This is a genomic window from Pseudomonas sp. PNPG3, from assembly GCF_023093815.1.
GTDB classification, from domain to species: domain Bacteria; phylum Pseudomonadota; class Gammaproteobacteria; order Pseudomonadales; family Pseudomonadaceae; genus Aquipseudomonas; species Aquipseudomonas asiatica.
This window is the reverse complement of sequence record NZ_JALLKV010000022.1, coordinates 77,412-91,608: the sequence shown is the minus strand read 5'-3', so window position 1 is coordinate 91,608 and position 14,197 is coordinate 77,412. Positions and strand designations below refer to the sequence as shown.

Genomic DNA, 14,197 nt, shown 5'->3' with positions numbered 1-14,197 from the left:
CGCGACGCGGCTCGGGTTCAGCGGTGTATTCAGCGTGCACATGGTCCAGGCCGGTGTCCACGCGCAGATCCAGGCAGCCGCCCTGCCACCACACCTCACTGCCCTGCAGGCGCACGGCGCGCTCCCGCAGCCAGCGGTAACGCGCGGCATCGCGGCGAAGCGCGGCCAAGTCCTCGGCGGTTTCGAGCTCACCAGCTTCGACGGAGTGGTCGTTCATAGCAGCTTCAGCGGCCAGGTTCGGTATTAACAGGTACTGCTCTCAGGAAGGACAAGCGAGACTTTAGCGCCTCCTGAATTGTTGCACGGTGTTGGTCGTAGTCCGCTTGCTGGATTTGTTCTGTGTCGAAGAGTGCCTGTAGGTAACCATGCGCGTAAGTAGCATCTCGGTGCGCCTGCGAGGCAGTTTCAGCGGTGCCGATGATATCCACATTCAGAGCGGGGTAATCGGCAACGGGGTTGATGGTTTCAGTCACGGGGTGCAAGCTCCTGGGGATAGACGGACAATGGCGCCTTAGTGCTTTAGGCGCCTTTACGCGCATTCTGGTATGTGCCAGTGAAATAGGCAACCGCAGAAATGAAAGAAGCCCGACAGTGCGGGCTTCTGAGTCATGATTAATGGCGCCTTAGTGCTGTTGGTGCTTATGGCGCCTTTATCGCTAAACGTGCATTGACAGCCACTTTTGGCCGTCCTCGACTGCCTGCTGCCGGCCATCAGACCAGGTCGTCACCACATCGATGGTTGCGCCAGGAAGGGTTTCGTACACTTTCACCAGGTGCTGGGCGGCCTTATCCTGATCCACCGGCAATGTGCCGATACGTGGCTGCTTTCCCTCCTCTCGGATGATCAGGAAGTCAATGAATGCATGCTCAGGCTTGGGCACGAACTCTTTAAACGTCAGCTCGGGGTTGCGATCGCACCCGTCGCATTCGCCCTCTGGCTCGTCCCGGTGGACGTACTTGCACACGACGCATTGGTACAGGGTCGTCACTTTACGATCTCCTGTGGCCATGGCGTCAGCGGGGTGTCGTAGGGCAGCATCAGCGGGTGCTTCGGCTGGCCGCAGGCGGTGACGCCAAAGGTCATCACCATCATTCCGCTTGCCTGCAGCTTCGCCAGCATCTTATCCAGCTCGCCGCGTAGGTGAGCCGGTATCTTGCCTGATGCGCCCCAGCAAGGCACCAGCACGTCGGCGTCAGCCATGATCTGGTCCATGTGCAGGGCCCAATCGGGCCCCTGAGCGGATTGGGTGGTGTGAGCTGCCAAGCGCTTAACATCGGTGGCGCGAAACGCGAACACATTGCCGACAATGAACCGGCGGCCGCCGTTTCGCAGGGTGAAGCCCTTCCACTTGCGCACGGTCGCATCATCCAGGGACGCGTCGGCGGTGGAGGGGTTGATGCCGAAATAGGCGAAGGTCAACCCACGGGCCTGCACTTCACGCTCCAGGCGGTATCGGTAGAGTCCGCAGGGGCTGATAATCGCGCTCATCGAATAGCCTCCGGCCAGGGGAAAGCTGATGCTTCATCTTTCAGCGCCAGCGCTATAGCCTCATCGATCGCAGCCCGCAGGTCGACGCCGCGGCGCTCACAATTGTAGGGCTGCCCGAACTCGTCGCGCTCCTGGGTGACGATACGCCCGCTGTCGAGTCGCTGCTTGTCGGCGGTCAGGTCAGCGATCTGCGCGCGCAACACAGCCACGGTCGCATCATGGGCGTCACCGGTGACGAAACCCGACTTGGTCAGGTCCGGCCCGGCATTGCGCACTTCTTCCTGGGTGAAGCGGCGCACCGGCACCTCTATTGGCTTGCTCATCAGTATGTAACCTCTTCAAGGTCCTCGGGCGCCGGGTCCGGCGCTGGTTGGCGCTGCAGGTAATCGATCGCCAATTCAATGCTGTACAGCTTCGCGAAGCCTTCACGCGCCTGCACGTCTGGCCGCCACTTGCGGCTGATCGGGTCATAGACGCACCAGTCTTTTTTCGGGAAGTGCCCGTAGATGCCGACGTGGGAAGGCCCAATGACGCGGAAATGGCTCGCGTCGGCCACCTGTAAGCCATCCAGCAGGTACTGCAGACAGCTGTGATCCAGGTTCGCCGGCAGCGGCTTGCCCTGATGCTCGATCGGGAACTTTTCATTTCGCGCCAGGCACTCTGCCCGCTCAGCCTCAAGGGTGCGGATCGGGCTCTGGCCGGTACCCGTAGGCCGGTTGTCGACCTTTTCACGGCGCGCGGGCACTACGAATTTCCTGGGCTTCTTCAGCTGCGCGTTTGTTGGGCCCTTGGGGGCGGTGTCGTCGGCCTGCCCCTGCTCCTTGCGCGCGGCAGATGACTCAAGCCTTTTGAGCGCGCCCAAGGGGGAATCAGGCGCAGGCTCTGCCGTCGCCTCGGCCGGCGCCAGCGCTGTGGCCTGGTCTGGCTCAGCTGTCGTCGGCGCAGCCACTGGCGGAGAATCCTGGACAACCTGCATGCGCGGCCGCGGCGCCAGCAGCTCAGGGCGCTCTTCCAGGGGCAGGAAGTCGCCACCGACGGCCATAGCGCCTATGGTCCGACCGGCGGCCTGCTGCTCCAGTACCCACTGCACCAGGGCGAAGCCGCGGGCAACGGTCAGGCTGTACTTGTCGTGGCCCTGCAGCGCCATCACCTGGTCGATACGCTCCCAGCTTTGCGGGCTGGCGGTAAACACCAGCTCCCGGCGGGTCGATTGTTCAAGTGCGCTCACTGGCAACCCCCTTGGACGGCGAGCACACGTAGTAAACCGACTTGTCCAGCTGTACCAGGTTCATGGCCTGCGCCAGCTGCTCGCAGGTCGCGGCGCGCACGGCCGGCGGCGCCGACTCCTCGGGTGCATACATGAACTCGGGCGGGTCGCACTTCTCGCGGGTGGCGTCGGCGCACAGCACGGTATTGAGGAACACAGCGGCGGCGATACTCACAGGCCGAACCCCCGAGGCATTGAAGGCATAGGGATGTTGATCGAATCGAACAGGCTCACCGGCCGCTTGCGGCCATCCCACAGCGTCAGGAGCGCCCGCATGCTGTTCACAAAGCCTTCCCGATCGCCCGAAGGGTCACGCCAGCCAAGCCCCCACATGTGCTCAGCAAGCTCGCGAATCTGCCGATCTTTTTCGGATTCCTCATAGACCCGTAAGTCATTTGCCATCTTGGCAAGGTTCTCATAGGTGACTGACGGTACCTTTTGGATGGTGGCAGCAGCTGCATTCAGAGTGCAGTTCTCCAACGTCTCCGGCATCGAGTCCTTGATCTTGTTGATCATCGACTTGATGCGCTCGTCGGCCGAAGTCAATGCACGGGAGTGATGTTGCACCAGGTGGTCGAACAGTGCCCCGGCCGACTCTTCCGCCTTGCCTTCGAATTCCAGGGTACCGGTATCCGTTTCGAACAATTCGCCCAGGTGCTCGCCGCGCGAAGATTGGAACGCCATCTTGAAGGGTGGCGGTGTCAGGGTGACGGCGGCAGCCGAAGTACTGATTTCCGAAAACTTGTCGTTCATCACAGCCCCTCCGGGGTACGGGCGCGCAGCAGGAAGCCGGCGTAAAGCGTATTCATTCGATCTGCCACAGCATGCTGCTCGGGGCAGTCCTTGACGGCGACATAGGTGCATTCGGCTTCAGACCAGAAAGCCATATCCGGTACCGGGTGTGCCTTCTCGAATTCTGCGCGCTGCTCGGACAGCTTCACTTGGCGGCGGCCGGGGGCCTTGTGGCGCTCCCATTCGCTTGCGCGCTGGCTCAGCTTCTGGACCGTAGGGCCGGACTCGCCGTGCTCCTGCAGCAGTTCAACGCCGTGCTTGAGCCATGGGATAGGCACCAGCACGCAGCTGGCGATATCGGTAGCGGGATCTTGGGAAGGTAGGGGGTGACCCATGGGGATTCCTTTGTGTGTCTGGCTGACGGACCGCACAATACCATAGGCGCCTTGGTGCTAATAGTGCTTTAGGCGCCTTTATGTCTTAGGGCGCCTAAAGCACTCAACCGCTCAGGGGTAATTGCTCCCCCCGCACTTCGGGCAATCGCCAACCTGGTACTGGCTGATGAACACGCCGCAGTGGCCGCAGCGCATTGAGCGCGACCGGGATCGAGGAGGCTTTGCCAGCTCGACACCGGTACCCCGTAACGCTATCCCGATTTTGACACCCCCATTTGGCACCACTTTGCGCGCCAGAGAGTCCGCCAACGCCACAGGAATTGCTCTGACATTGTGATGCGTCGGCTTGGCCATGCTGCGCGCAATGCCGATCGGGAAGGCGTGCGCCTTGGCGAAGTTGGCCGTCACCTGGCCGTCATCGGTGAGCCAATACAGGTCGTTGCCATTCCAGACGCCCTTGGCTGCCATGTAGCTGCGCTCGGTATCCTGTAAGCCGGCCTCGACCGCCTCGGGCTTGATGTACTGGCAGTCAACCGCGGTTTCCGTGTGCTGCTCCAGGTACGCCAGCGGCCATGGCAGATCGCTTTCCCGGGAGCGGTTCTGCGCCACGGCCTGGACCTGGTTGTAACGCTCGGCCTTGTCCAGGTCGCTGGTGTAGCCGCCGCCCGTAGCCCAGAACATGAGGCGATCACCAACCAAGCTGCGCGAGTCCTGCAGCACCCACGCCTGGGCGGTCACAGGGCTCTCCCGTTATCCAGCGGCCGACGGTCGTTCACCATGGCGCTGTTCAGTGTCTTGGATACCCATGCCGGCGTGCCATCGGCCAGGCGGATCGTTGGGGAGTGCGCAAGCCAGGTCAGCGCGCGGTGGAAGCGCATGAGGCGCTGGCGAGCCTGGCCAAGGTCTTTGCCGAGCGCCTTACAGGACAAGCGAATCATGTTCAGGCTCTTCTCCAGGGCTTGCTTCTCGGTGTTGCTCTGTTCCAGCTGGCTCTTCAGCATGGCGATCTGTTTGTTGGCGCCAGCCAGGCGATCGACCAGCAGGGAGATTTGGTTTTCAGCGTCCACGGATGGCCTCTTTGATTTCGATCAGTACCAGCATTCCCACATACAGCCAGTAGAGTGGCCACAGCAGGGAGCGGCGGTAGAAGCGATTCAGGTTTGGAGTCCCGAGTGCAGTGACTACAGCGCCGGCGATGTAGAGAGTCATCAATTGCTCTGGGGTCATTTGTGGCGCACCAGGTTGGCGGCCCGAACGGCGAACTGCAGCATGGCTTCAATCTGGTCCACGCCCTGGAATATCTGGGCATTCCGCAGGTAGGTGGTCACCATGCCGACGCCGGGCTGCAGAGCCGCCCAGGCTGGATCGGCTCGTTTGTAGAGGGCCGCGCTCTCTTCCAGCAGAGCCAGCACGGTTACCGGGCTGGCCATACGCACGAAATCGCCGGCCGGCGCCCCAAGACGCTCAGGCGGCCACACACATACCAGCGCCAGCTCAGCCGCAACGCGCAGATTCTCCCGATCGACCGGCAGAGCGTCGTGCTCAATCTTGGAAGGCCCAGCGCTCAGGATCGCGGCTGCGGCACTGGCGTACCCGATGGCCTTGGCCAGGGCATGTAGCTCATCGAACTCTTCAGCCTTGCGCGCCTGCAGGTCGAGCGCGTGGCGTTTGTCTGCCTTCTCGCGAATCCGCAGGCAACGCTTGCAGGTGACCAGGTCCCAATGTGGAGTGAAGTGATGCTGCTCGAATTCGCCTTCGGTACCGCAAATCAGTTGATCGTCGGAGTCGTCGCCACCGGCCTCGGTACCGCCGTCGTATCCGTCATAGTGGATTGCTCGTTTACCCATGGCTGACCAGCTCCTTTGGCACCAGGACCGTCTCGCCGCGGTGCAGCAGGACAATGGCTCGGCACAGCGCCACCAGTATCGAATCCCCGCCAGCCAGGCGCATCAGCATGGGCCCATCCTTGTAAGCGAAGGTCCGCCACTCGCCATTCGCACCTACGTGCTTGTTGTGGCCGAACACTTTGCAGTGCCGGTCAGCCAGCGGACCGCCGAGCGTCCAGTTTTCCTGAGGGTTGTACCGCTCGATGCGGTAGGACACCTGGCCGCCCCGGCGGTAATACACGCGCCAGTCGGTCAGGTACGCCCGCGGCCCGTCCAGGTAGAGCACAACGCCCTCGATCTCGCCTACCGCCCAGGCCAGCGCTTCACCGGAAAGATCGGCAGCACTGACCTTGACCAGCTCGGTGGCCAGCTTCAGCCCAGAGGCCAACACCGCTGCCTGACCGCTCATTGCAGCAACTCCCGTGGCACCTGGACGGTGTTACCAAGCTTGGCGCGAACGATGGCTCGACAAGCAGCAATGAGGCGGGTTTCCCCCTGCAGGCCTGAATCGATATCGAAACAGGCCTCGCCGTCAGCGTGATTGCGCTGGATGTATGCAACCACGCAGGGCTTCTGGTTCCACTCAGGATCCTTCAGGTACCCCGCCTCATCGCCGAATCGCACAAGCTCCACGTCATAGGCTTCGACCAGCGGGCCGCCGTCTGCCCAGTCAGTAGAGGGCTTCCAGTGACGGCGGGTCTTGTCGTGGAAATCGGGGTGACCTTCACGTTTGATGACAAATGGATCGCACCAGACAACGCAAGTACGCTTACGAACTGCATTTGGCAGCTCAAGCTCGCGCCCATCAGCAATGCCAACAGCCCAGTCCAGAGCCAAACCACTTAGTTCGGCTGTTTTCACTTCGATCAGTTCAAGGGCGCTCACTGCAGAATCTCCTCGGGAACGTCAAAGAATCCCAAACGCCCCTTGTAGGGGATGAATGGCAGTGGCTTCGGGTCGCGCAGAACGAAACCCTTTTCGCCCATGTACCAGGGCGAATCGCTGTGATCGAGAGAGTCGACCAGCTCGACCGAGCCGATTATTCCGCCGCGCTCCAGTTCTTCAAAGCTAGGGGCTTTAACGCCGAGCGGGCCAAATACCCATGTCGCCTGGTTGAACTCGGCGCGGGTCATGCCTTTAGCTGCATGCACTAGGAACCGGCCGCGAAACTTCGTGTGCCAGGTGCGGTTTTCAATGTCTTTGCCGCCGTGGATGATCAGCCACGCCCACGGCTGTTTGATTGATAAGGCTTTCATGCCGAAATAAACCTCTCGTTGAACCCTTTGCGGTGCTGTGCCACGGGCGTAATCGGAGTCTTCAAGGCTTCCTCCAATGTCATGCCTGCTTTGACGCGGCGCCGTACAGTGCTCGCACTAACTGAATACATACGCGCCAGCTCCTCGACGCTGCCCTGCACGCCATCTACGGTTTTGAGGTGCTTGGCGCGCACGGCTGCATGCGCCTTCTTTGACGCATCGCGGATCTTCTGGGTGCTGATGCCTCGACGCGCTTCATTCGCCAGCTTGCAAGCCAGCGATTGGCCGCGACCCGGCCAGTCGATCGGGGCCATCGCCTCCAGCATTGCGTAGAACGAGTACCGGCAGATGCCCAGGGTTTCGAGCACCATGGTTTTGGAATAGCCGCGAGCGGCGCAGTCTCGAATGTATTCTTCTGTCGTCACGCTGCCCCCGATCCGCTATGGCGCGATGCGTTTGAACTCAACCACCCAAACCCATGGGTTTGAGGCCCACATGAAGCCAGTGCGCTGCGATTCCCAGAGCATGTAGAAGGCCTCCCGGGCGTTGCTCGTGCCGCGCCCCTTGAACTCTTCACCCTCAGTAATCACGTACTGCCTGGCCTTGCTGTCGTAGAACATGCCTTCGGCCTTGGCCTGCTCGGCATCGATCGCCTGCAGGCGCTTGGCCTGCACACTCACAATCTCCAGGAACAGACGGGCGTACTCCTCCGGCATAGCGTCGGCGTCTTCCCACTTGGGCATGTTGCGCACCGGCGGTACCGCGGCCGCTTTGAAGTCCGCGATCCAGTCGCCATCGGCAAGGTAGGTGACCAGGCCGCCGTTCTTGTTCCAGGGCTCCTGGACAAACAGGCGGTCACCTGGCACGCCATAGGGGCACCGCCACCTGACCCTGCCGCCCGCATAGCTAAGCGTGTCGACATCAGTCCAGGTATTGGGCTCAGGGCAGGTTTCAGCACACATGCGCAGGTAGCCATGCTCCGGCTGCGGTCGGACCGGATCCCGGAAGGTTGTTTTACGACCCTCCAGGACGGCGGCAGCCATACCAGCGGACATAACCACGGCCCGTTGTTTGGCTGCCTGGGTCATTCCACGGCCTCCGCCTGCTTGGCACGGTAGGCGTCCGCCGCTTCCTTGGTGGCCAGCTCGAAGAACGGGTGTTCTCCGCCGTCCGGGTCAATGATGGTCAGGGTGTGGATCTGGAACAGGCCGCCCAGGGTCCAGTTGCAGCCCTGCTTGGCCGCAATCACTTCCTCGGTGGCCGAGCCCTTGCCGGTCCAGCGCCCGACGCAGGAGAAGCCGAAACGGCCCTCCAGGTCGTCCATGCACTCACCAGCGCCGGCCTTGATCAGGTCGTGCGCGTTCTGCAGGGTGCCGCAGGCCGGGCAGATCACCACGATATCTTCGCGCTTCTTGGCCTGGGCCTTGTATTCGGCCTGGAACTGGTCGAGCGGGATGGTGCGACGTTCGATAGGCGTGCTCATGCTGCGCGCTCTCCTTTGACGGTCTGGAACTGAGCCATGCACGGCAGCAGCACGGCGGCCTCGCGGCACTTCTGCATTTGGTCTTGGGGGTACCCCCACGCGTTGGACTTGCCGAGGGGGCTGACAAGCCCGATGTACGACATGTCGATGCGGGTGCCCTTCATCACGTAATCGCGCAACTGCATCACCAGGTCGCGCAACATGCCGTTGTGGCCGAAGCCGGCCCAGTCTCCGTTATTGCGCAACACCACTTGGCGTGCCGACTTCTCGTCGATCAGGCATACCGACGGCGGTGTGCTGGCGCAGTCGTAGACCATTTGGGCGATGCGATCGTGGGTGGCGTTGTAGAAGAAAGCCCGGCCATAGCTGGAGATCACTTCAATCAGCTTGTTCACGTACACGCAGCGCAGCAGGCGGGCGAAGTGGTGGGTACCAAACTCGTGATAGCCGGCCTCGACCATCTCATCTACCAGGCGCTTGTACAGGGTGTTCGCCTCATGAAGGCGTTCATCCTCCTTGGCACCGATACTCAGTGGCACGTCGACCTTGATCCCAGACTTGATATGGGTCAGCTCGATGCGACCACCGTCCTCGGCGCCAGCGCCGCCCGGCAGTTGCTCCAGCTTGAAGCGCTCAGGGTCGAGCATTGCAGCGGTCCAGTTGGGTTCGTACTTGATCATGGTGTAGTTCCGTCTAGTCCTTTGAGATACGCCTTGATGGCCTGGACGCTCAGGGTCAGATCCCGGGCGGCGTCGGCGCACGCTGTGCGCAGGTCATCGCCGTCCTCAAGCTTTGCCCCGGCCATGGTCATCACGCCGGTTTCGGTGTGGTGAGCTATCACCACGAAATTCGTGTGAGGCATGTACGAAGGCACGTCCTCATCGCCACTCATTGCCTCCCAGGACTTGCGGGTCATCAAGAACCGCACTTCGCCGATCGGCGTTTCAATCGTTTCTCGCGTGATGGTCAGATCACCATCGAACAGGTCGGAGGGAATCATTCAATCCACCTCCGGCACTACGCGGCGCCCGGCATGGGGCTCCAGTCGGTGGGCAACGATCTTCGCCAGCTCAATCATCTGAGGCCGGCGTTTGCCCGCCTGGCCAATCACGCGGTTACCTTCGAGCGATTCCACCAGCAGAGCGACGTTGCGGTCGTTCAGCGGGATGGGTCGCCCCTCTTTCAAATCCCCCTCCAGGATCAGGGCCTGGTCGGCCCATTCCTGAGCATCAAAGCCTTCTGGCTGAGAAAACTCGAAGGCATCGGCCAACAGTTCGGGGTTGGCTAAAAAGCGCATCCGGTCGGCCAACAAGTTGGCTGACGGGGCGCCGAAGTACAGGGTTCTCGGGCGCATATCTGGTGTCTCTGGCTGAAATTGCCCGATCATAATCCCAGAAAAGGCGCCTAAGTGCTATAGGCGCCTAAGTGCTTTTAATGCTATTGGTGCTAATGGCGCCTTTAGTGCTTATGGTGCTATTTGATCCCAGTAGAGCCAAACCCGCTGTCGCCGCGGTCTGTACCAGTCGTGAAGGCGTCGACCTCCACCAGCTCGGCGCCGAAGTCGGCCACATTGGCGCGCTTGACCATCAGCATCTGGGCAATGCGATCGCCCGTCGAGATCCGCACAGGCTCACGACCGAGGTTGATGAGCAGCACCTGGACTTCGCCCTGGTAGCCGCCATCGATCACGCCCGCCATCACATCGATCCCATGGTCGAGCGCCAACCCACTACGCGGCTTGATGATCGCGCCATGGGCTGCAGGGAAGTCGAAAGCAAAGCCAGTCGGGAACGGGAAGCGTGCCCCCGGTTCCAGCGTGTGCCCCACCGTGGTGCGCAGGTCAAAGCCCAGGTCCTTGGCTTTGGCGCGTTTCGGATGCGGCAGGTTGTGGCTGCCGATGCGCATGATGTTCATTGTTTCGCTCCCACGGTGAATGGCCCGAAATTCGCGGGCTCTAGATGATTTACAGGTGATTTCGCTCCCACAGGTTTCCGGTCGGCCCGATTTGGCCTCACCAGAGCTTTTTGGCCAACATCGAGCGGCCAGATGATCGAGCCCCTGCAGGTAGGGCACAGCTTTCGGTTGATCGAGCGCAGCAGCACCAAGCGAGTTTCACCGCATGGGCACGCCTTGGTGCTGGCCGGGGCATCGTCATGATTCAGCATGCGTGGGCCTCCTGGTACTGCTGGCTCTGGTACCACTGCGCCAGCAGGCGGCGCACGCCGTCGGGGACTTCCCGCTGGGCGCACTCGACCAGCTGCACGCAGGCCTCCACCAGCTCGATCTGGCGACCATACGTGGCCGTGAACGGGGCAATGTCACCGTGCACGGCCAGCAGGCCGGGGGCGCCGGTACCCTTCTGGTGATGGCCGGCGCACAGCGGCAGCACGTAGTAATGGGCATGGGCCTTGGTACGGCCGTCGCAGTGGTGGATCGAGACATGCGCCGGCAGGGTGTAATCCCGCGGCCGGCCATCCAGCAGGCAGCAGATGCAGCCACAGATCTCCGACACGTCGTCGTGCCAACGCTTCTCGACGGCGGTGACCGTCCTACCGCCGAAACTCATGCTGAACCGCCTACGCGGGCCATGCCGCGACCGTTGCGGTTCAGCAGCAGAGCCATCGCGGTCTTGGCAACTTCCGACGGATCCTCTTTGGTCTTAGCCGGCGCGGGCTCGTCTGCCGCCGCATTGGAAGCGGCGGCCGCGATTTTCTCTGCCTCATTGCGAGCGTTGGCACGGGCTTGTGCGGCACGGTCGGCAGCCTCAGCGCGGGTGGCCAGGCCTTCGCAGTTCTGGAGCATGAGCCCAACGCTGTGATTGCTGGCGGTCGCCTGGGGGCTGGTGTCGTTCACCACGAAGTACTGGGCCACCCGCGGGGCCAGGTCGCCCACACGGTCCACCAGCTGGCAGATCTTGTTCAGCACGACCTTGTTGCACACTGGCCAGGACCGGTAGCGGCCTCGGTACGCCTTGGCGTAGGCCATCCACGGTGCATAGGACTTTGCCGTAACGTTCTTGGGGTAGGTGTCGGGAAAGGCCTTGTTGGCAGGTGCCGGCGGCTCTTCCGCTTTTGCTTCTGGCTCTGCAAAGCCCTGGGCCCCGTCCGAGGCGGCGCCAGCCTCCTCGGCGGAAGTAGGTGCTTTTTCAGTGCTAGATGCTTTTTCAGTCTTATCTATAGTTTCCGGCTTTTCCGTAAACGGTTCTGCCGGAGCCGGTTCGACCGCTTCCGGCAAAGACGGAAACGGTCCCCCCTGCCCCTTGGCCGCCGCCTTTTCAGCCAGCTCGCGCATGAACGCTGCCCCGGCCTCCAGGTCAGGCTCCTCGGAAACCACATACTCAACACCTGCGAACGTGCCGCCGCAACGGGAGAAGTCGCGCCACAGGTAGCCGGCGCAACGTAGCTCCTTGAGCAGCTTGTAGACTTTGTCGCGGCCGGCGCGAACGCCCAAGCACTCCTTTGTCTGGTTGATCAGGTCTTTGATTTGCACAATCCAATCATCCTGCTTGCTCAGCAGGTAGATCAGCATGCCGCGGGCATCCCATGACAGGCGCTTGTCCTCGATGCAGCCGGAGGAAATGACGGCGAAACGGGCGCGACGGGGAAGACGAACGATGCTCAAGCAGCACCTCCTTGTGTCTTGGGTGCTGTTGGCGAGTTCTGGGCGTGAGAGATGTCACAAATCCGCAGTAAATACGGGGCTTTGGACGAGCGGACGCAAATGCGCAGCCGATGCAAATCGGATGCGTTGTGGTACAATTCGCAGCACACGGTTTTCGCTCCGTGAGGCCGTGAACTGGACTTGCACAGAATCACTCCGTTAGGAGTAGCGCAGGAGCGCTTGAAGATTCACGGGCCAAGCCACAGAATCACAGCGTGTGTTGTAAGGAAAGAACCCTTTGCCTTTGGTCGGGAGTGGGTTCTTTTTTTTGCCCGCGATTTACCATCCTCGGACATTTCTTGATTTCGGCCGCCTGTATATCACAGGCTCAGGCCTCTCCTAAAGCACTTTCCTTTTCGGACGTTCTCCTACTGGTCGGCCTGCAGGCCGCGTGGACGCTTGCGTAAGCAGCCTAGCAGCTCGGCATACAAGGCGCGGGAAACCCCTCTCACCCCTGTCCGTCCGGCCTCAACCTGGACCAGTTTTGTGTTGCGCATGCGCTTCGCCGCATCGGCCAGCAGGCCGTATTTTTCGATCTTCCGGTGAATGCGCTTGGCGCGGGCAATTGAGGCCCGCAGCTCCCTAGAAGGGTACGGCTGATCCAGCCACCCGAACGGCAGCTGCATCAGCTCCTCTATGTGGCGCGCTGCCCGGTCACCAAGCCCTTTGCTGGTACCCATGGCGCGGTGCATGCGTTGGGTGTAGGCGTTGAGCTCTGCCCCTTCCAGCTCCTGGGCCATGAACAGGCGGTTGCCATCGCCGCGGATGTCGATCAGCAACGTCAGGGTTTGCTGCCGGGCGGCCTTGCCAGCCTCATAGGCTTCTTCGCCCGTCTTCGCGCCGAGGTACGTGTGGCAGGTAAACATGCAGTAGGGGTGCCTTGTCAAAATCGTGATATCTGGATGATATCCCCAAATATTACGCAAACACAGGAAAAACCAGAGCACAGTGCTTCCTCAGGGGATTTTCCGGTGGCAATATGCCCAGAATTTGTCCGAGGACACTTTTTTGCAAGTGTCCTCGGACAAAATCACGCCACCCCTCAAGGATCCGCCATGTTCTTCAAGAACCTGCTCACCTACCGCATCACCCAGTCGATCGACCTGAGCGTCGAAGCCCTGCAGGCGGCTCTGGCCAGCAAGCCTGCGCGCGCCTGCGCCAGCCAGGAACTGACCACCTACGGTTTCGTCGCGCCATTCGGCAAAGGGGAGGACGCCCCGCTGGTGCACGTCAGTGGTGAGTTTCTGCTGATCGCTGCACGCAAAGAAGAACGTATTCTGCCTGGCAGCGTGGTAACCGACGCGGTCAAGGAGAAGGTCGAGGAGATCGAAACCGAGCAGATGCGCAAGGTCTACAAGAAGGAGCGCGACCAGATCAAGGACGAGATCATCCAGGCTTTCCTGCCGCGGGCGTTCATCCGGCGCTCGGCGATCTTCGCCGCCATCGCCCCACGCCTGGGCATGATCCTGGTGAACTCGGCCAGCCCGGCCCGGGCTGAAGACTTGCTGTCGACGCTACGCGAGGTGCTGGGTTCGCTACCCGTTCGCCCAATCACCGTGAAGATCGCGCCCACTGCGACCCTGACGGACTGGCTCAAGACGCAGTCACCTGCCGAGCACTTCTACGTCCTGGACGAGTGCGAGCTGCGCGACACGGCCGACGACGGCGGCACCGTCCGCTGCAAGCGTCAGGACCTAACCAGCGAAGAGATTCGCATGCACCTGAGCACCGGCAAGGTGGTCACCCAGCTGTCGGTGGCCTGGCAGGATAAGCTGTCGTTCGTGCTCGACGACAAGATGGTAATCAAGCGCCTGCGCTTCAACGATCTGCTGCAGGAGCAGGCCGAGCAGGACGGCGGCGAGGAGGCGGCCCAGCAGTTCGACGCCAGTTTTACCCTGATGATGATGACCTTCGCCGAGTTCCTGCCTGAGCTGTTTGTGGCGCTGGGCGGGGAAGAATTGCCCCAGGCTGTGTAACCCAGGCACAAAAAAGCCGCGCAACCTTTCGGCGCGCGGCTTCCTTCCCAACC

At 61.5% G+C, this 14,197-nt stretch carries 27 protein-coding genes; 1 reads left to right on the top strand and 26 read right to left on the bottom strand.

Annotation, left to right across the window (positions count from 1 at the left end; genetic code table 11):
- The 26 genes from MJ643_RS16395 to MJ643_RS16270 form a co-directional block, all read right to left on the bottom strand.
- A partial coding sequence (locus tag MJ643_RS16395; protein ID WP_247726963.1) for a hypothetical protein occupies window positions 1-217 on the bottom strand: 217 nt, incomplete at its 3' end.
- Between the two features lie 7 nt (window positions 218-224).
- Window positions 225-473, bottom strand: coding sequence for a hypothetical protein (locus tag MJ643_RS16390; RefSeq protein WP_247726962.1), 249 nt, complete (start codon window positions 471-473; stop codon window positions 225-227).
- A gap of 183 nt (window positions 474-656) precedes the next feature.
- Entirely contained in the window at window positions 657-989 is a 333-nt protein-coding gene (locus MJ643_RS16385) for a hypothetical protein (RefSeq protein ID WP_247726961.1), read from the bottom strand.
- Window positions 986-1,489, bottom strand: a complete 504-nt coding sequence (locus tag MJ643_RS16380; RefSeq protein ID WP_247726960.1) for a DUF1643 domain-containing protein — start codon at window positions 1,487-1,489, stop codon at window positions 986-988. The genes MJ643_RS16385 and MJ643_RS16380 overlap by 4 nt, the downstream gene beginning before the upstream one ends.
- On the bottom strand, window positions 1,486-1,812 hold the full coding sequence (locus tag MJ643_RS16375; protein WP_247726959.1) for a hypothetical protein: 327 nt from the start codon (window positions 1,810-1,812) through the stop codon (window positions 1,486-1,488). The genes MJ643_RS16380 and MJ643_RS16375 overlap by 4 nt, the downstream gene beginning before the upstream one ends.
- Window positions 1,812-2,717, bottom strand: a complete 906-nt coding sequence (locus MJ643_RS16370) for a hypothetical protein (RefSeq protein ID WP_247726958.1) — start codon at window positions 2,715-2,717, stop codon at window positions 1,812-1,814. The genes MJ643_RS16375 and MJ643_RS16370 overlap by 1 nt, the downstream gene beginning before the upstream one ends.
- A complete protein-coding gene (locus MJ643_RS16365; RefSeq protein ID WP_247726957.1) occupies window positions 2,704-2,931 on the bottom strand; it encodes a hypothetical protein in 228 nt (75 codons plus the stop codon). The genes MJ643_RS16370 and MJ643_RS16365 overlap by 14 nt, the downstream gene beginning before the upstream one ends.
- A complete protein-coding gene (locus MJ643_RS16360) occupies window positions 2,928-3,509 on the bottom strand; it encodes a hypothetical protein (RefSeq protein WP_247726956.1) in 582 nt (193 codons plus the stop codon). The genes MJ643_RS16365 and MJ643_RS16360 overlap by 4 nt, the downstream gene beginning before the upstream one ends.
- Entirely contained in the window at window positions 3,509-3,883 is a 375-nt protein-coding gene (locus tag MJ643_RS16355; RefSeq protein WP_247726955.1) for a hypothetical protein, read from the bottom strand. Before MJ643_RS16355 ends, MJ643_RS16360 begins: the two co-directional genes overlap by 1 nt.
- A 111-nt stretch (window positions 3,884-3,994) precedes the next feature.
- Window positions 3,995-4,621, bottom strand: a complete 627-nt coding sequence (locus tag MJ643_RS16350; protein ID WP_247726954.1) for a hypothetical protein — start codon at window positions 4,619-4,621, stop codon at window positions 3,995-3,997.
- Complete coding sequence (locus MJ643_RS16345) at window positions 4,618-4,950, bottom strand: hypothetical protein (protein ID WP_247726953.1); 333 nt, start codon at window positions 4,948-4,950, stop codon at window positions 4,618-4,620. Before MJ643_RS16345 ends, MJ643_RS16350 begins: the two co-directional genes overlap by 4 nt.
- A complete protein-coding gene (locus MJ643_RS16340) occupies window positions 4,940-5,092 on the bottom strand; it encodes a hypothetical protein (RefSeq protein WP_247726952.1) in 153 nt (50 codons plus the stop codon). Before MJ643_RS16340 ends, MJ643_RS16345 begins: the two co-directional genes overlap by 11 nt.
- A 14-nt stretch (window positions 5,093-5,106) precedes the next feature.
- The gene (locus MJ643_RS16335; protein WP_247726951.1) at window positions 5,107-5,730 is read right to left on the bottom strand and encodes a hypothetical protein; all 624 of its coding nucleotides are present in this window, start codon (window positions 5,728-5,730) and stop codon (window positions 5,107-5,109) included.
- On the bottom strand, window positions 5,723-6,178 hold the full coding sequence (locus tag MJ643_RS16330) for a phage protein NinX family protein (RefSeq protein ID WP_247726950.1): 456 nt from the start codon (window positions 6,176-6,178) through the stop codon (window positions 5,723-5,725). The genes MJ643_RS16335 and MJ643_RS16330 overlap by 8 nt, the downstream gene beginning before the upstream one ends.
- Complete coding sequence (locus MJ643_RS16325) at window positions 6,175-6,654, bottom strand: phage protein NinX family protein (protein WP_247726949.1); 480 nt, start codon at window positions 6,652-6,654, stop codon at window positions 6,175-6,177. The genes MJ643_RS16330 and MJ643_RS16325 overlap by 4 nt, the downstream gene beginning before the upstream one ends.
- On the bottom strand, window positions 6,651-7,025 hold the full coding sequence (locus MJ643_RS16320) for an ASCH domain-containing protein (protein WP_247726948.1): 375 nt from the start codon (window positions 7,023-7,025) through the stop codon (window positions 6,651-6,653). The genes MJ643_RS16325 and MJ643_RS16320 overlap by 4 nt, the downstream gene beginning before the upstream one ends.
- Complete coding sequence (locus MJ643_RS16315) at window positions 7,022-7,450, bottom strand: hypothetical protein (protein WP_247726947.1); 429 nt, start codon at window positions 7,448-7,450, stop codon at window positions 7,022-7,024. Before MJ643_RS16315 ends, MJ643_RS16320 begins: the two co-directional genes overlap by 4 nt.
- A gap of 15 nt (window positions 7,451-7,465) precedes the next feature.
- Window positions 7,466-8,113 (bottom strand): hypothetical protein, encoded by a 648-nt coding sequence (locus MJ643_RS16310; protein WP_247726946.1) that lies wholly within the window; start codon window positions 8,111-8,113, stop codon window positions 7,466-7,468.
- Window positions 8,110-8,508: a VVA0879 family protein gene (locus MJ643_RS16305; RefSeq protein WP_247726945.1), complete on the bottom strand. Its 399-nt coding sequence runs from the start codon at window positions 8,506-8,508 to the stop codon at window positions 8,110-8,112. The genes MJ643_RS16310 and MJ643_RS16305 overlap by 4 nt, the downstream gene beginning before the upstream one ends.
- Window positions 8,505-9,188 carry a hypothetical protein gene (locus MJ643_RS16300; RefSeq protein WP_247726944.1) on the bottom strand — a complete coding sequence of 228 codons (684 nt, stop codon included), beginning with the start codon at window positions 9,186-9,188 and terminating at the stop codon, window positions 8,505-8,507. The genes MJ643_RS16305 and MJ643_RS16300 overlap by 4 nt, the downstream gene beginning before the upstream one ends.
- Complete coding sequence (locus MJ643_RS16295; protein WP_247726943.1) at window positions 9,185-9,508, bottom strand: hypothetical protein; 324 nt, start codon at window positions 9,506-9,508, stop codon at window positions 9,185-9,187. Before MJ643_RS16295 ends, MJ643_RS16300 begins: the two co-directional genes overlap by 4 nt.
- Window positions 9,509-9,862, bottom strand: coding sequence for a hypothetical protein (locus MJ643_RS16290; RefSeq protein WP_247726942.1), 354 nt, complete (start codon window positions 9,860-9,862; stop codon window positions 9,509-9,511). It lies immediately after the preceding gene.
- 119 nt (window positions 9,863-9,981) lie between these two features.
- Window positions 9,982-10,422, bottom strand: a complete 441-nt coding sequence (dut, locus tag MJ643_RS16285) for a dUTP diphosphatase (RefSeq protein ID WP_247726941.1) — start codon at window positions 10,420-10,422, stop codon at window positions 9,982-9,984.
- Window positions 10,423-10,666: 244 nt separating this feature from the next.
- Entirely contained in the window at window positions 10,667-11,074 is a 408-nt protein-coding gene (locus MJ643_RS16280; RefSeq protein ID WP_247726940.1) for a Ref family recombination enhancement nuclease, read from the bottom strand.
- A complete protein-coding gene (locus tag MJ643_RS16275; RefSeq protein ID WP_247726939.1) occupies window positions 11,071-12,129 on the bottom strand; it encodes a hypothetical protein in 1,059 nt (352 codons plus the stop codon). The genes MJ643_RS16280 and MJ643_RS16275 overlap by 4 nt, the downstream gene beginning before the upstream one ends.
- 407 nt (window positions 12,130-12,536) lie before the next feature.
- Complete coding sequence (locus tag MJ643_RS16270) at window positions 12,537-13,115, bottom strand: hypothetical protein (protein WP_247726938.1); 579 nt, start codon at window positions 13,113-13,115, stop codon at window positions 12,537-12,539.
- 108 nt (window positions 13,116-13,223) lie between these two features.
- On the opposite strand from MJ643_RS16270, the gene rdgC reads away from it, so the two are divergent.
- Window positions 13,224-14,144: a recombination-associated protein RdgC gene (gene rdgC, locus MJ643_RS16265; RefSeq protein ID WP_247726937.1), complete on the top strand. Its 921-nt coding sequence runs from the start codon at window positions 13,224-13,226 to the stop codon at window positions 14,142-14,144.
- Window positions 14,145-14,197: the final 53 nt, after the last annotated feature.

Bases quoted from the DNA above. Each gene is read 5' to 3' on its own strand.
- MJ643_RS16375 (WP_247726959.1), bottom strand. From the start codon at position 1,812: ATGAGCAAGCCAATAGAGGTGCCGGTGCGCCGCTTCACCCAGGAAGAA.
- MJ643_RS16280 (WP_247726940.1), bottom strand. From the start codon at position 11,074: ATGAGTTTCGGCGGTAGGACGGTCACCGCCGTCGAGAAGCGTTGGCAC.
- MJ643_RS16335 (WP_247726951.1), bottom strand. From the start codon at position 5,730: ATGGGTAAACGAGCAATCCACTATGACGGATACGACGGCGGTACCGAG.
- MJ643_RS16360 (WP_247726956.1), bottom strand. From the start codon at position 3,509: ATGAACGACAAGTTTTCGGAAATCAGTACTTCGGCTGCCGCCGTCACC.
- MJ643_RS16340 (WP_247726952.1), bottom strand. From the start codon at position 5,092: ATGACTCTCTACATCGCCGGCGCTGTAGTCACTGCACTCGGGACTCCA.
- MJ643_RS16290 (WP_247726942.1), bottom strand. From the start codon at position 9,862: ATGCGCCCGAGAACCCTGTACTTCGGCGCCCCGTCAGCCAACTTGTTG.
- MJ643_RS16310 (WP_247726946.1), bottom strand. From the start codon at position 8,113: ATGACCCAGGCAGCCAAACAACGGGCCGTGGTTATGTCCGCTGGTATG.
- MJ643_RS16380 (WP_247726960.1), bottom strand. From the start codon at position 1,489: ATGAGCGCGATTATCAGCCCCTGCGGACTCTACCGATACCGCCTGGAG.
- MJ643_RS16330 (WP_247726950.1), bottom strand. From the start codon at position 6,178: ATGAGCGGTCAGGCAGCGGTGTTGGCCTCTGGGCTGAAGCTGGCCACC.
- MJ643_RS16300 (WP_247726944.1), bottom strand. From the start codon at position 9,188: ATGATCAAGTACGAACCCAACTGGACCGCTGCAATGCTCGACCCTGAG.
- MJ643_RS16305 (WP_247726945.1), bottom strand. From the start codon at position 8,508: ATGAGCACGCCTATCGAACGTCGCACCATCCCGCTCGACCAGTTCCAG.
- rdgC (WP_247726937.1), top strand. From the start codon at position 13,224: ATGTTCTTCAAGAACCTGCTCACCTACCGCATCACCCAGTCGATCGAC.
- MJ643_RS16295 (WP_247726943.1), bottom strand. From the start codon at position 9,508: ATGATTCCCTCCGACCTGTTCGATGGTGATCTGACCATCACGCGAGAA.
- dut (WP_247726941.1), bottom strand. From the start codon at position 10,422: ATGAACATCATGCGCATCGGCAGCCACAACCTGCCGCATCCGAAACGC.
- MJ643_RS16320 (WP_247726948.1), bottom strand. From the start codon at position 7,025: ATGAAAGCCTTATCAATCAAACAGCCGTGGGCGTGGCTGATCATCCAC.
- MJ643_RS16355 (WP_247726955.1), bottom strand. From the start codon at position 3,883: ATGGGTCACCCCCTACCTTCCCAAGATCCCGCTACCGATATCGCCAGC.